Annotated in this window: 11 protein-coding genes; 4 read left to right on the top strand and 7 right to left on the bottom strand. The window is 43.2% G+C overall.

Annotated elements, in window-relative coordinates; translation table 11 throughout:
- The first annotated feature begins 185 nt into the window (after positions 1–185).
- The 3 genes from ACR63T_RS06830 (at position 186) to ACR63T_RS06820 (ending at position 4,172) form a co-directional block, all read left to right on the top strand.
- Entirely contained in the window at positions 186–2,531 is a 2,346-nt protein-coding gene (locus ACR63T_RS06830) for a circularly permuted type 2 ATP-grasp protein (protein WP_472785203.1), read from the top strand.
- A 74-nt stretch (positions 2,532–2,605) separates the two neighbouring features.
- On the top strand, positions 2,606–3,391 hold the full coding sequence (locus ACR63T_RS06825) for a transglutaminase family protein (protein ID WP_305900234.1): 786 nt from the start codon (positions 2,606–2,608) through the stop codon (positions 3,389–3,391).
- A 40-nt stretch (positions 3,392–3,431) separates the two neighbouring features.
- Entirely contained in the window at positions 3,432–4,172 is a 741-nt protein-coding gene (locus tag ACR63T_RS06820) for a proteasome-type protease (protein ID WP_305900233.1), read from the top strand.
- Positions 4,173–4,404: 232 nt separating this feature from the next.
- Here ACR63T_RS06820 and ACR63T_RS06815 read toward each other — a convergent pair whose 3' ends face one another.
- Together ACR63T_RS06815 and ACR63T_RS06810 are read right to left on the bottom strand one after the other, a co-directional pair.
- Positions 4,405–5,382: an EamA family transporter gene (locus tag ACR63T_RS06815; protein WP_472785202.1), complete on the bottom strand. Its 978-nt coding sequence runs from the start codon at positions 5,380–5,382 to the stop codon at positions 4,405–4,407.
- Positions 5,383–5,452: 70 nt separating this feature from the next.
- Positions 5,453–6,643 carry an MFS transporter gene (locus ACR63T_RS06810; protein ID WP_472785201.1) on the bottom strand — a complete coding sequence of 397 codons (1,191 nt, stop codon included), beginning with the start codon at positions 6,641–6,643 and terminating at the stop codon, positions 5,453–5,455.
- 225 nt (positions 6,644–6,868) lie between these two features.
- On the opposite strand from ACR63T_RS06810, the gene ACR63T_RS06805 reads away from it, so the two are divergent.
- Complete coding sequence (locus ACR63T_RS06805; protein WP_472785200.1) at positions 6,869–8,266, top strand: aminotransferase-like domain-containing protein; 1,398 nt, start codon at positions 6,869–6,871, stop codon at positions 8,264–8,266.
- A gap of 72 nt (positions 8,267–8,338) precedes the next feature.
- On the opposite strand, the gene ACR63T_RS06800 is transcribed toward ACR63T_RS06805, so the two are convergent.
- From ACR63T_RS06800 to ACR63T_RS06780, 5 genes are all read right to left on the bottom strand, one after another.
- Positions 8,339–8,554 (bottom strand): hypothetical protein, encoded by a 216-nt coding sequence (locus tag ACR63T_RS06800; RefSeq protein WP_305900229.1) that lies wholly within the window; start codon positions 8,552–8,554, stop codon positions 8,339–8,341.
- 299 nt (positions 8,555–8,853) lie between these two features.
- The gene (locus tag ACR63T_RS06795) at positions 8,854–10,482 is read right to left on the bottom strand and encodes a long-chain-fatty-acid--CoA ligase (protein WP_201573383.1); all 1,629 of its coding nucleotides are present in this window, start codon (positions 10,480–10,482) and stop codon (positions 8,854–8,856) included.
- 129 nt (positions 10,483–10,611) lie between these two features.
- Positions 10,612–11,847: a DUF819 family protein gene (locus ACR63T_RS06790; RefSeq protein WP_472785199.1), complete on the bottom strand. Its 1,236-nt coding sequence runs from the start codon at positions 11,845–11,847 to the stop codon at positions 10,612–10,614.
- Positions 11,848–12,229: 382 nt separating this feature from the next.
- On the bottom strand, positions 12,230–13,921 hold the full coding sequence (csdA, locus tag ACR63T_RS06785; protein ID WP_305900227.1) for a DEAD/DEAH box helicase CsdA: 1,692 nt from the start codon (positions 13,919–13,921) through the stop codon (positions 12,230–12,232).
- A gap of 529 nt (positions 13,922–14,450) precedes the next feature.
- On the bottom strand, positions 14,451–15,647 hold the full coding sequence (locus ACR63T_RS06780; protein WP_472785198.1) for a DUF1176 domain-containing protein: 1,197 nt from the start codon (positions 15,645–15,647) through the stop codon (positions 14,451–14,453).
- Between the last annotated feature and the right edge of the window lie 67 nt (positions 15,648–15,714).

Below are 15,714 nucleotides of genomic sequence, written 5' to 3'. Positions count from 1 at the left end.
ATTATCGTTTAGATTGTAACTTTAACGTTATTAAATTATCAAACTCATGTTGTGCATAAGCCTATAGACGCGGTATAGTCGAGGTCAGACATAGGATATGTGATCAATTAAAACAGCTATAGGACTCATCACTATTAGTCTATAGTCCTTAGTCAATAACTCTATCAAGGATGCGTGAGGTATTTATGAATAAAAAGACCCAAACTCAAAAACAGACTCAATCTGCAACAGATACTCAAACTTCAGCCGACAATGGCACTCAGGAGCAAAGTCAATCTACAGCCGCTGCAACTAAGAATAGTCCTAAAAGCGCTGGCAAGGACACGCAAAAACCCACTAAAAAACCAAGCTTCGATGAGCTAATCATTAGCGAAGGTCAGTATCGGCCTGTCGCCAAAACCGTTGGTAATTGGCTAGACACCATCAATATGGACGCGCTCAATCATCTTAATGAGCAAGCCGAAAATATCTTTTATCGTAAGGGTGTCACCTTTACGGTTTATAGCGACGCTAAGAATATTGAACGGATGATCCCTTTTGATATTATTCCACGTATTATCGCCGCTAGTGAATGGGAGATCATTGAAAAAGGCTGTAAGCAGCGTATTACTGCATTAAATGCCTTTTTGCATGACATCTACCACGAGCAAGCTATCATGAAAGCAGGCGTCGTGCCTGATAGTTACGTCTATGCTAGTGGCTGCTATGAGCCATGGATGATGGGTATTGAGCTGGATAAGCCTATCTATTCGCATATTAGCGGTATTGATTTGATCCGTGATGAGGATGGCACGTTTTGTGTGTTAGAGGATAATCTACGTACACCCTCTGGCGTCTCTTATATGCTGGAGAGCCGTAATATCTCTGAGACGCTGTTAGCCGATATGTTCGATCACACCCCTATTCTAGGGATTAGTGATTACCCGATGCGTCTCAAAAAATGTCTTGCCAGCTCAACGAGCAAATACGATCCGCAAATTGTAATCTTGACCCCAGGGCGATTTAATAGTGCTTATTATGAGCATGCGTTCTTAGCGCATGAGATGAATGTGCCACTGGTACATGGTTATGATCTGGTGGTTGAAGACAGCAAAGTCTACATGCAAGGCATACGCGGTAAAGTACAAGTCGATGTGATCTATCGCCGTATCGATGATCCGTTTATTGACCCATTAGCGTTTGAGTCCAGCTCTATACTGGGTGTATCAGGGCTGATGAGCGCTTATCGTGCTGGCAATGTCGTCATAACTAACGCACCCGGCACAGGCGTCGCTGATGACAAAAGTCTTTATCCTTTTGTGCCTGATATGATTAAGTTTTATTTGGATGAAGAGCCAATACTGCCCAATATCCAAACCTTTCAATGCCGTAAACCAGACGAGCTCAAATATGTCTTAGATAATCTAGATAAGCTGGTAGTCAAAGAAACGCAAGGCTCTGGTGGCTATGGCATGCTTATTGGCCCAACCTCCACTAAAAAAGAGATTGAAGACTATCGTGTTCGCTTACTTGAAAACCCAGCAGGCTTTATTGCGCAGCCGACGATTTCGCTTTCAACCAACCCTACTGCTGTCGCTGATGGTATCGCGCCGCGACATATCGATTTGCGCCCCTTTATCCTCAGTCACGGCGATGGTTCAGTAGATATCGTACCAGGTGGTTTGACCCGTGTCGCGATGGTTGAAGGCTCACTGGTGGTCAACTCATCGCAAGGCGGCGGTATCAAAGACACTTGGGTTATTGATGACAGCATTTCAGATAGCAGTGCCAATGACAATGTTAATACTAATGCTGGCAAGCCAGACCATGCGCTTGAAAAAAACCTCTCAAGTCACTCCGAATACTTTGATCGTGCGCAGCCTATAGAGGCAGGTTATGAGCATTTAGATGATGCGCCTATGATCTTGCTACTCTCAACAGCCAGTCATTTAATTTGGCTTGGTCGTTACAGTGAGCGTCTGTATTATTATGACAGCATTATGAAACAGATAATCAAAGGCGATCTCAAAAAATCGCAAGTACAGCATCTGATCACGCATTTAGGCTTTGAAGCTGATGCTGACGAATCGCTTAAAGTTATGAAAGCTCAAATCATGATTAATCTTGAGCAGACTATCATCCCTAATGTCGTACAGTCGATTGAGGCCAACGTCCAAGAAGCCAAAGGGGTACTAGGTAAAGATACTGCAGAGCTCTATAACTTAATTAAGCGCCTCTCAAGCGCAGGTACTTATCGTGCTGCCACCTTACAGCTGTACGCTTGTAATGCTGCTATGAAGCAAGAGCATGCAACCGTGACTTGCTTTTGGCAGTTAGGGCGTCAATTTGAGCAATTAGAACGAGCAGTATTACTGGATGAGGACTCGATGGAAATTAGTCTACAATTTAAGCATTGGATCAATGAGTTACCTGAGAATACGCGCTGGCGTGAGCTAATCCGTCTGACCAATCAGATGATCAGATCTAAACGCTTTAGTGATTTTGGCTTAATCAGCAAAGAGTTCAATCTTATCTTGCGTCAAGGTGTCTAATGACTTTAATGAATGAGATTAGAGAATAAACTGCAGATATATAAGACATAATAAAATACCAATAGGAAGAGACTATGAAACTTCAAATCAGTCATCAAACCAATTACTATTACGATGAGCTGGCGCAGCGTAGTGTGCAGTATATCCGTATGACGCCTATGCAGCTATCCCATCAAGTTATTCACCGCTGGGATGTTATGCTACCCAAAGTGGCCACCAATCAAAAGGATGGTTTTGGTAATGATTGGCTCACCTTGAGTCGTAACGAGGCACACAATAACCTACAGATGCAAGCCTCAGGCATCGTCGAAATCGATACCGATACTGAGCGCCTACAAGACATGGATCATGTGCCCTATTTGCTATTTACAGTGCAGACGCCCTTGACCAAGTGCTCACAAGAGATGCGCGACTTCGCTGCACCGTTCTTGAAGAATGTCACTCATGATAGTCTCAAAACTATGGCTAATGAGCTGATTATGAAGATGCCTTTTGTGAAGAACGTAACCCATGTTGGCACCACGGCTGCTGAGTCTTTTGCCACTAAAGGGGGCGTGTGTCAAGACCATACCCATGTGTTTATCAGTATGCTGCGTGATAAGCAGATTCCAGCACGTTACGTGTCAGGTTACCTATATGACGATACCGAAAACCACATGGCAAGTCATGCGTGGGCTGAGGCTTACTTAGATGGCTACTGGTACACTTTTGACATCTCCAACCAAGCGTTTCAGCCTAACTCGCATGTCTATGTGGCGATCGGTCGCGATTATCTAGATACCGCACCAGTACGCGGAGTGCGCATGGGCGGCGGTTACGAAAATCTTTACAGTCAAGTCCTTGTCACTAGGCTATCATAGCGTCCGCTATTTTTATTTATGTTCATTACTAAGGGTTTCTATGACTTATTGTGCCGCCGTTCGTTTAAAGGATGGCATGGTTTTCGCTAGTGATACTCGCACCAATGCTGGCGTTGATCACATCTCAACCTTCAAAAAGCTCTATCATTATGGTATTGAAGGCGAGCGCTTTATGGTACTCCAAACCGCAGGTAGCTTAGCTACTTCACAGGCAGTATTTACCAAATTGCAGAATGATATCGACCAGCGTGCTGAGAGTAATTTAAACACAGTCTTGAGCCTATTTGATGCGGCGCAAATGGTTGGTGAATGCATGCGTAATGTCATGAACCACGCCAAACAAGTCGCCAACGCGAATGTTGACGGTCAATTTACTAGCTCATTTATGCTGGGCGGTCAGATAAAAGGTCAGCCTGCTGAGCTATATAAGATTTATCGTGAGGGCAACTGTATCAAGGCCACCGAGGATACGCCATTCTTTCAGTTAGGTGAGAGCAAGTATGGCAAGCCGATCCTTGATCGCTCTATTGATTATGAGACCGATCCTAGACATGCGGCGCGCGCGCTAATGCTGTCGTTTGACTCAACGATAAACTCCAACCTATCTGTAGGTATGCCGATAGACTTTATGCTCTATGAAAACGACAGCCTAAAGATACCTAAGGGTCGCCGTATTGATGAGCGTGATGAGTATTTTAATACTATCCGTCATCAGTGGGCAGACGCCCTGCGTAAGACTTTGGTTGAGTTGCCTAAGTGCCCTAAAGGCTATTGGGACTAGACTTTAAGTTCCAGAGATTTAAATTAAGTTAAGTGCTTTATTATTAACACTCCCGAAAACAGCACAGTAAAAACCCAGTTAACGCTAAGCGATAACTGGGTTTTTGTTTTAGAACTAGCTGTTGTTTAATCTACTTCATAAAATGAATTTCAGGCGTAGGGTGCACTCCATCGCACCAGAATTCAGAGTTAAAAGGTGTCATTGTCGGTGCGTAAAACCCACTTTACAGAAGCTATTTTTTACTAATGATAAATATTTTTTTGATAAACCCTACCTTCACATTAGCCAGTACCAATCCCGATAATATCAATACCATCGCTAGCATCTTCCACCATGTCACCTGCTCGCCCGTGAGCAACACTGAGGTCGCCATACCAAATATAGGCACTAACAGAGCGAATGGCATAACTTTAGAGGCGGTATTTTGCGCCAATAAATGTGCCCATAGTCCGAAGCCAATCAGCGTTGAAATATACACAATAAATCCAAGCGATAACCAAGACTTGAGCGATGCTTGTGTAAAGGTAGCTAGTTGCCAGGCATCACTCTCAAATACAAGTGACGCTACAATTAAAATCACACAAGCAATTAGACCACCCCAAACGACTAATGCTAAAGCCGTTACTGCTGATGCTTTATTTCCTACAGTATTAGGCTGAACATTAGATACGCCTGCCTTTTGCTGCATAGTCTTCGTAGCGGCTTGCCTAGATACTTGTTTTGAGACCTGCTTTGAGGCGATGTTGCCAAAGCTCCAACCTATTGCCGCAATCAAGATGCAGATAAAGCCGATCAGCGGCATGTCACCGCCAAGATTTAGCGCAATCACACTCAGCCCTAGGACACCGACTAGCATACCGATAATCTGTATGCGACTGACCGCCTCACCTAGCATTAAATACGCAAGTAATACGGTGATAAATATCTGCAGCTGTAGCACCAACGCGGTCAATCCTGCTGATGCACCCAAATGCATCGCCGTAAATACAAAGGCATACTGCATAACAAAAGTACCGATAGCATAGATAAATAAGCTACGATTAAATTTTGGTGGCTTAAGAAACAAAACCAATGGCACAGCGGTAAAGAAAAATCGCATCGCAGTGAGCATCAATGGCGGAAAACTCTCAAGCCCCCAAGTGATAAAGGTAAAGTTCACCCCCCAAATGAAGGTCACCAGTATTGCTAAGGCAATATGAATAGGCGTCATGTGTTTATCCTAAATTTATTATTCTAAAAAAATATTTTCAAATTCAAAGTGTTGATAATATAACTCTTAATCAATAGCTGCGTTTTTTAAAGATAAATACCGATGCGATAAAAAAGATAGATATCGAAATAGAAAAAATAAAGAATACTAAATTAGTATCTATCCAGCCAAAATAGCTCAATATAGGCGCAGGAAGAAAAGCGCCTAAGGTTGCAAAAAAAGCAATGACCGTTTCATTAATTCCTTGGAATTTTAACCTCTGCGCGCCTTGAATATTACTCAGCAGTGTTGAGCCTCCTGAATAAGTAAAATTCCAGCCAACGCCTAAGATAATCAAAGCAATATTAATAAAAATAGTATTGTCTAAAAGAACGGGCAGTAAGCAAGATATAGAGATTAAAACAAAGCCCAATATGATGGTGTTGACGCTATTGATGAGGTTAATGAGCTTGGCTACAAAAAACGAAGGCAAAAACATAGCCAGTACATGCATTTGAATAGCGTAGGAGGCATAATCAAAAGAATGGCTTTGCTTTAAGAATAATGACGACGCTATCATCATAAGATTCATAATGTAATAGCCTAAAGCGCCGCCCAATACAGCAATGACAATAATATACTTTTTGACTTCTATAGCATTAGCGACAGGCGTTTTTGTTTTTACAATGCTCTTATCGTGACGCGCGTTTGCTTGATTCCAAAAATAAATAATGATAAATAAAATAATGGCAAGCACGGATAAAGCCAGATAAATAAGTGAGTAATCAGGTAAGTCTGACGCTTTAGCTAAATTGATAGCTAGTAATGGTGCGACTATCGCGGCAAACACCCCACCTGAGATGACCATTGAAGTGGCTTTGGGGACGAGCTCACCACTTATACTATCTGTAGCGGCAAACCTATAAAAGTTAGCGGTTGATATAAATAACCCTAATAGAAAATGACTGATACATAAGTAAAAAAAGTTATGATCTATTAAAGATAAAAACCCTATGATGCCTGACAAAAACAAAAAGCCAATACCTGCATTAAAAATCCGATATCTACCAAATGCCTTCATAAGTTTTGAAAACATAACGGTGCTTAGTAGAATGGCTAAAAACTGTAATCCGTAGGGAATAGTAGCGTAACCAATACTGGGCGCCAAAGATAGCCCGACAAGCGCTGCAACAGTTACCGATAGCACCGCTGTCGTTAGATTGATACTTTGACCAATTAATAAAAAATAGACGTGGTTGGGCAGTTTGTTATTGATTTGCATATATAGGCCTTGTGCAGAGCTAACTTTTAACGACCAACTTTGAGAGGATGATTATAGACCTAAGGCATAGTTACTTATACTGTTACTTATACTGTTATAATAGCGATTAGCATCATAACAGTACCGATACAGTTCTATTTACAATCAACAAAGTGTATAGATTTATTTACCATAACAGTTGCTAATACAGCTACCATAACACTTTAACCAAAGGCTTGCGAAACAATGATAGATACCTATGTTCTCAATCCTAAAGTAACCAAGACAGTCGCTGTTACTGAATGGATAAAGCAGCGCATTGACTGGCAGATTTATTTGCCTAATCAACGCGTACCATCGGTTCGCAAGCTTGCTAAATTACTCAATATCTCAAGCTTCACAGTGACTCAAGCCTACGAGCAGCTAGTGGCTACAAACATACTTCTAGCTAAGCCTGGCTCAGGATATTATGTTCGAGAGCAGGCAACGGTAGAGAGGACGGTAGAAACAAAGAGTAAAACACCCGTCATAGATACCCGCTGGCTGGTCAATCAGATGTTTAGTGAGATACCGCGCCATCAGGCACCTGGTGCTGGTGTGCTACCGAATGATTGGATACGCAATGACAAGATGGAGTGGGCTATTCGGCAAGTTACTGCTCAAGCCGACAGCTTTGTTTATGATTATGGAGATATTAAAGGATATCTACCTCTGCGTCAGCAGCTAGTTCAGCACTTAGATACTTTAGGAATGCATACCTCTATTGACAATGTGGCGACCACCGCTGGTGTATCACAAGCGGTGACTTTGGTGGCGCAATTATTATTACAGTCAGGTGATACGGTGATAGTAGATAATCCAGGCTGGTTTTGGTTGTCGAGTTGCCTGCAGCAACTGGGGTTTAAAGTAATTGCTGTAGAGCGTGATCATTTAGGTCCTGACATTGAGCAGATGCAGCAGTTGTTTGCAGCGCATCGACCTAAGCTCTATCTTACCAATAGCGTATTACATAATCCAACGTCCTATAATCTCCACCCTGCCCGCGCTCATCAAGTCCTAAAGCTCATTCATGAATACGATGCTTATATCTTTGAAGACGATTTATACGCCGCTTTTGTGCCTGATGGTCAAGCATTGCGTTATGCTAGCCTTGATCAGTTCGAGCGGGTGTTTTATGCGACAGGATTTTCAAAATCTATGTCATCAGGTTGGCGTGTCGGTATGCTAGTATGCCCTGATAGATTTATTGAGGATATGTTAAGAGTCAAAACCTTGAGTAATATGACTACACCAGAATTTGGCGAGCGAGTGATTCATAAATTATGGACGCAAGGAGAATATCGACGCCAATTAAAAAAAGTACAGCAGAATTTATATGAGGCTCATCAGAATTTGCGCCAATCATTACCGAGTATTGGTATTGTTTATCCTAAACAGACGCAGGCAGGCATGTTCGTTTGGGTTGATACTGGGCAAGATACCGCGCAGCTGGCATTAGATGCTTACAAGGATAAGTGGCTAGTCGCTCCAGGGCAGTTATTCAATCCTAGTGTTAAAGAATCAACTTACTTACGACTAAATGTGGCGACAACTAGTAATAAATTCTTAGAGTGGTTAGGATATTATTTAGACAGAAACGTCTAATAAGCTCAATTAGCGCGTTCGATTAAAGTACTCATCATCTTTTCTGTCATTAGCGACTTGTGCAAAACACACTTATTTTCCTGAATGGTTTTCTGGATGAATAGCTTCTTTCATCTGCCGTATGACCGCGCTTAATAGCATCTCATCCACATCAGTTAACTTATTAAGTCCATAGTCATAAGTCTTTAGGATCATAGCTTGTTGATCTTGAGTCAGCTCTAATGTTAGCGGACCATCGACGGTTAAATGTCTATAGTCTTCAATATTTTTTGCTTGTCGTTTGCTCATGTTTGACTCCTCATTATTCATATTATCGACTTAATCTTTTATCTTAATTTGAGTGATGATATACATCAGTTTACTATCTAATTTTATTTTTATCAAAAACCGTTTTTTTGATAATTGATAATTGATAATTGATAATTGATAGCCACAACACTTTAAAGACGTCCTATTAGCACCGGTATATGATGAATCAAAGCTACTTTTTTTGACTAGGGCATGTTTTTTAGAGCAATAAGTACAATAAAAAAGCCTACAAGATTGCAGGCTCCTTCAACAAAAACAAGACTTATTCAGTCAAAAACTTACGACTCAAGCAATACATCACCATAGGCATCACGTAAGTTATTTTTCATCATCTTACCTGCACCATTCAACACTATATTGTCAACAAAAACCACTTTATCTGGTATTTGCCAACTAGCGATACGGTCGTTATAAACCTCTAAAACATCACTCTCTGTGACGGCTGAACCTTCTTCTTTTACTACGATCAGTACAGGGCGCTCACCCCATTGCTTGTGCTTGGCGGCAATGGCGGCTGCCATCTTCACTTGTGGATGTTCAACGGCGATGTTTTCCAGCTCCACCGATGATATCCACTCACCGCCTGATTTGATTAGATCTTTTGAGCGATCACGGATATTCATATAGCCATCAGCGTCGATAGTTGCGATATCACCTGTGTCAAACCAACCATCAGCCGTTATAGCATCTGGGTTCTCAGTAAAGTAATCATCAATCACCCAATGACCACGGATTTGCAAGCGCCCTTGAGAGTGACCATCTTCTGCTACAGGTTTGGTTGGCTCTTCGGTGTCCATCAAGCGTAGCTGTACTCCATAAGGCGGACGACCTTGCGACTCACGCAGCTTATTCATCTCATCGTTACTGAGTGATTTGTGCTTCGCTTTTATCTGATTCATCGTACCCAGCGGGCTGGTCTCGGTCATGCCCCAACCGTGTATCGCATCACAATTAAAGTCTTCACGGAAAGTCTTGATCACTGAGGGTGGACAAGCTGCGCCGCCGACGATAGTACGCGTCATACTCTCAAGCTTACTACCACTGCTTTTGGCAGCAGCAAGTAGACTCTGCCAAATCGTCGGTACACCAAGGGATAGGGTGACTTTATACTCATCAATCAGCTTGACTAAGCTATCGCCATCAAGGTTAGGCCCAGGTAAAATCAGCGAGCAACCAGTGAGCGCGGCAGCATAGGGCGTGCCCCAAGCATTGACATGGAACATAGGGACGACAGGTAGTAGCACATCTTTTGCAGAAAGGGATGATACATCAGGCATACTAAGCGCTATAGCATGTAGCACTGACGAGCGATGCGAGTATAAGATACCCTTTGGATTGCCCGTAGTGCCTGAGGTATAGCATAAAGAGCTGGCAGTCTTTTCGTCAAATTGCGGCCAGTCAAAATCAGCGCTGTTATCCGCTAATAACTCATCAAAAAACAACGCTTCTGGGAGCTTTTCTAATACTTTCTCATCACGATCACCAAGATAAATAAAGTGCTTGATGCCTTTGATCTGCTCTTTAATCGCCATGATTAAGGGTAAAAAGGTAATATCGAAAAACAATGCTTGGTCGTCAGCATCATTGATGATATAGCTGAGCTGCTCAGGGAATAGTCGAGGATTAATCGTATGACAAATCATACCGCTGCCTGAGATGGCATACCAAGCTTCTAGATGGCGGACATTATTCCACGCCAGCGTGGCAACACGATCCGCAGCTTGCAAACCTAATCCTGCCAAAGCATTTGCCAACTGTTTTGAATGGTTCGAAACAGTTATCCAGTCACTATGGGTCATAGTGCCATCGACTTCTTTTGATAACACGGCAGTATCATCATGGTACTGAGCCGCGTGCTCGAGTAAACCACTAAGAAGTAATGGCTGGTACATCATTTTTCCTAACATCTGTATATCCTTATAGTGATGTTTAAAGTGCTAACACTTAAGTATTAAAAATACTCCCATCAGTATACGATATCAGTTTTATCATTTACAGCGATGTTTGTATCTAAAATAAACTGAAGTGATGACTCCTCAGGTCACTACTAAACGCATGAGCTGAGTGCTAATATAACCACCAAAAGTACCCATTGCGTAGCCTAATATTCCCAAAAACACGCCAACAGGCGCAAGCGCAGGGTGAAAGGCAGTCGCGACAATTGGAGCGCTTGATGCGCCACCAGTATTAGCATTGGAGCCGACGGCCAAAAAGAAAAACGGTGCGCGGATAATTCTGGCAACTATAAATATAATGATCACATGGATAGCCATCCACACCAGTCCTATTAGCAATAGCCGCCACTGCGAGACGATACCTGCCAAATTAATCTGCATGCCTATGGCGGCAATCAACACAAAAATAAATACCGTGCCTATCTTTGATGCGCCTACGTGATCAAGCCTGCGTATTTTGGTAAAAGAAAAAACCACACCTATTAAGGTAATGATAACCACCATCCAAAAAAACGCGCTGGCAAAACTATATTGCACCGCCCAACTATAAGGTGCAAAAGCCTCTGCGATTTGACCACCAATAAAGTGCGCCGCTCCAACCATCGCAAAGCATAAGCCAAACATCACCATCAAATCATTGAGCGTTGCTGGTCGCTCATGATCACGCTCATAGCTCTCAACAGCTTTGATGACTTTATCAATACTGCTAGAATCCGCTTTTAACCAGTTATCTATCTTGGCGCTATGCTTCGCCAGCACTAGAATAATCAAGAGCCACAGCGAGGCATTAGTGGTATCAACTAAGATCATCATCCCAAATAGATCATCACTGACCCCAAACAGCTCTTTCATAGCAGCTTGATTGGCCGCGCCCCCTATCCAACTACCCGCTACCGCTGAAAACCCACGCCATAGCGTGTCATCAGTGAACATCTCGGGCGATACCCACTTTGCCAGCGCTAAGCTGATCGGCCCACTGATAACAATAGCGACACTTGCCGCAAAAAACATAGCGACAGCTCTCCAACCAAGTCCTAAAATCTTAGGAACATCCATAGATAATGTCATCAGTAATAAGCTGGCTGGTAGCAAATAAGTGGCCGTAAAGCCATAAATCTGTGAGCCTATGCCATCGGCAAACACCCCAAGACTATTGAGCGTTGCAGGTATAAAGCAGCAAAGCACAATACCTGGCAAAACGGCATAAAAACGTCGCCAGAAATTGCCTGGCAGTGCTTGGGTATAAAAAACTAGCCCAATAATCGCCATAATAATACCAAAGGCAACAGGTAAGCTTTCAATAGCTGAGTAAGACATAGCGAGCATCGCAGGTTTCCAGTATAAGGAGCAGTAAAAGCGTGCAGTATAATAAAGGCAAAATCTATGCGCAAGTCGCGGTTACTAACAAATTAATCTTTATAAATAGACTATGAAATTAATAAGTAGTTAGGCTATATTGAATAATGCAAACAAATGAGCTGGGTTAAAAGTCCAGCCTACGCAGCTAGTTTATTATTCTAAAATAACTATCCAAGATAATTTAATGGCGGGTTACGCTGCGCTAACCGCACCCTACACAAAGATTTGCTTCGGACACAAAAAAGCCAGATAACGAGTATCTGGCTTTTTTTCAAAGCTGGCTTTAGATAATTATCTTGATAGCGAGCTTTAGGTATAGAATACTGCTTTGTTGAGCATCTTACGAATTGTTACCACGGTTGCCACCGCTTGAGCGACCTTGGCCACGGTTGCCGCTGTCTGAGCGGTTGGCTGGACGACCTTGGCTGCCACTTGGACGACCACGACCTGTTGCAGCGCGCTCACCGCGTGGAACGCCAGCGCTATCACCACGGCTAGGACCGCCAGTACGCTTACCTTGATACGGCTTACCACCGAAGCGATCATTAGGCTTGCCTGATGAATCGCGTGGCTTGCCAGCACTTTGGCCTTGATAGCCACTATCGTTGCTGGCGCGTTGACCTGTACCTTTGCTACTGTCACCTGAGCGACCGCGAGCATTTTCAGGCTTACCTTGATAACCGCCACCAGTCGAGCGACCACGGCCTTGGCCATTACCACCACCGCCATTTGAGCGTCCACGACCACGGCCGCGACCATTACCTTTATTCTCACTTGGTACATAAGTTTTCTTCGGCTCTAAGCCTTCGATCACAGACACTTCCATTTTGCGATTCAAATAACGATTGATTGCATTGAGCTGTGGACGATCATCCATGCTACATAAGTTAATAGCAACACCACTACGGCCCGCACGACCACAACGACCGATACGATGGACATAATCTTCAGTTTGGCGTGGTAAATCATAGTTGATAACATGTGATAAAGCTGGAACGTCAAGACCACGAGCAGCAACATCAGTGGCGACTAAAATCTTGCATTTACCATTACGTAAGTCTTGCACGATGCGGTTACGCTTGCTTTGTGGCAAGTCACCATGTAAGAAGCTGGCTTTGTGGCCGTCATCTTGTAATTGCTTAGCTAGTTTTTCAGTGCTGCGTTTAGTGGCGGCAAAGATGATCACTTGATCAACGTCCTTTTCACAAACGATTTTGTCTAAGATTTTGTTTTTATGATTGAAATCATCACAATAATAGACTGTCTCATCGATATGAGCCGATTCTACTTTGATAGCAACGCGCTCAGGATTGTTAGTGAAAGTCGCGGCAATCTTGCCAACAGGACCATCCCAAGTAGCCGAGCACATAATAGTCTGACGATTAGTAGGAGCTGCTTTTAGGATATCACTGATATCATCAGCAAAACCCATATCTAGCATACGATCCGCTTCATCAAGTACTAGTACTTCAAGGTTTGATAAGTCAACGCGACCAGCATTGATATGGTCAAGCAGACGACCAGGCGTTGCAACAATAACTTGGACGCCTTTTTTGAGCGCGGTAATCTGACCGTTATAAGGAGCGCCGCCGACTAGCGGCACACAGAATAAACCACGCATATCTTTCGAATAAGTGCGTACGCTATCATGAACCTGCTGAGCAAGCTCACGCGTTGGCGTTAAGATAAGGGCTTTGGTTAATTTATCAAAGCTAGTCGCACGGCTTAAACGATCCAATACTGGAATGACGAATGCCGCTGTTTTACCACTACCTGTTTGTGCTGAAAGTAGTAAGTCACGACCTTGTAAAGCAAAAGGAATCGCTTGTGCTTGAATAGGAGTTGGGTGGGTATAGCCACTACGCTCAAGCGCGGTAAGGATCGGCTTTGCGATGTCAAGTTCAGCAAAAGTGACTTGATCTTCTGTAGACTCGGCTTCAGAAGTAGCTTGTACAGCAGTGTCTGAATTTACAGTAGTAGTTTCTTCGATGATACCGTTTTGAGCGGCGATAGTAGATAAGATGTCAGTCATGAGAATCCTTGGTAGAGTAAGCCGCTGTAAATTCAGCGTACTTGTTGCCTACCACTGATAACCGCTCATTCACCCTGCGCTTCTATTGAATGCTCAATAAAAGCGCTGCGTGCTATCTGGCGTATTTTGGTGGTAGTGCCGAGTGTCTCATCCTTGCTTGCGCTTGCCACTTTATTCAGCTTTGTCCAAAGCTGATAACTGCAAACTACAACCAATCTGGTTTTAAATGGAACCAGTAGATAAGATATGAGTCAAAAATAACACTATTCTAGTTATTCAATAATGAGTTATTTAAGTACACAAAATCATCGGCAACAATTACTCTCAGCCATCCTAGGCTCAAAATCGCAGGCGATGTTATCAATCTCATAATTCACGTAAGCTTTGCTAACGTGGCGACGTAGTATAGCACAACAATTATAATAATATTATTTATTTTTAGAATAACGATAAACTAAGCTCTGTTTTGCCTGATGGATGTATTTTTAGCGAAAAATTTAACAAGGGCTATCGGCGATTTCTATACCTATTAACGTTTTACATCTGTCACATAAGTAGGGAGCTTCCATGCACCGCCATCCGCGACCGAGCGACACAGCCCCGTCGTCCCCGAATAACTCTTATCAAAGCTTTTGCCTGTCCAGACCCACTCAGTGGTCGCTGTACAATCGCCAATACCTCGCCCCTTTTGAGTAGAGCTGATAACGCCTCTATCGTAACTAGTGGCGCTCGTAGTGACCAGCTTAGGATCAAAGGGAGCGCGATCGTTGATAACCCACATACCCTCACCGCTATTATAAGCCCCAGACCAGCAACTATGCTGTGCCAAGAGCTGCGTACTATTGAGACGGTTGACTTTCCATGGAGTCTTGTTTGCAAGCTTTGGACACTCGCTAGTAGAGTCACCTACCGTGCTTTGCATCATAGCGCTAAGCTGTGAGGATTTTAGGCTAAAGCCTTTATTACTATTAACATTAGCGACCTGCTCAGGCATTACTAGGCGCAGTTGTGGTAGCTCTTTAGGAGCAAGTACATCGTTGTTCGAGTTATTAGCATTAGCTTTGATTAAAGCGCTGGCTGTGCCAACTCGCCCTTGCGCCACGTCAGCTTTTAGCATGACCGCGGTAGCCCCTTTATCAGACACTTGCCAGCGTGAGTTACGTACGACCAGCTCAATATTGCTGGATTTGGTCAGCGACGCTAATATTGCTTTTACTTGGCTAGTCGTGAGCTTGGCATAACCTGCCCCTAGCGATGAGGAGCTGGTCTCGCCTAGATCCTTACCATTGATAAACAGCGCCACGCGATGGCGATTACCCAATTCTAGCAAGGCTTTATTGGAGCCTTTATTATCACCACCGAGCTTAATCTCGCCTGTCACCTCAGCATTAGCACCTGCTGGGCGAGTTAATAATATTGATGCGGCAAAGTCGCTGTTAATATCAGCTTGATACCCTGCCATACGACAAGTACGAGTATTATCACAAACCACTTGCCAATCCTTGTTAGTATATTCAACAGGACTAGCGGCATAGCTAGCTGGACTTATGGCTATCGCACTTATGAATGCGATAGATGAGCCTAAAAACTTACTTTTTGTATTATCAAATTTCAAATTATTTTTCATTTTAGGTGAACTTATATCGAATTTTTTAGCGCGTGTCATGCCACTACTTTTAATTTTTGCAAATAAGGGTGCTGAGATAGATTGAAATGATTTACTCATAGTTAGTACTCACTTTATTGCCTATTAAGTGCTATGCAGAGCCGTAATTATGCAATTACTAGCCCGT

It is taken from the genome of Psychrobacter sp. M17(2026) (assembly GCF_055699815.1).
Note: the sequence above shows the minus strand (reverse complement) of the source record. Positions and strands in the feature narration are given on the sequence as shown.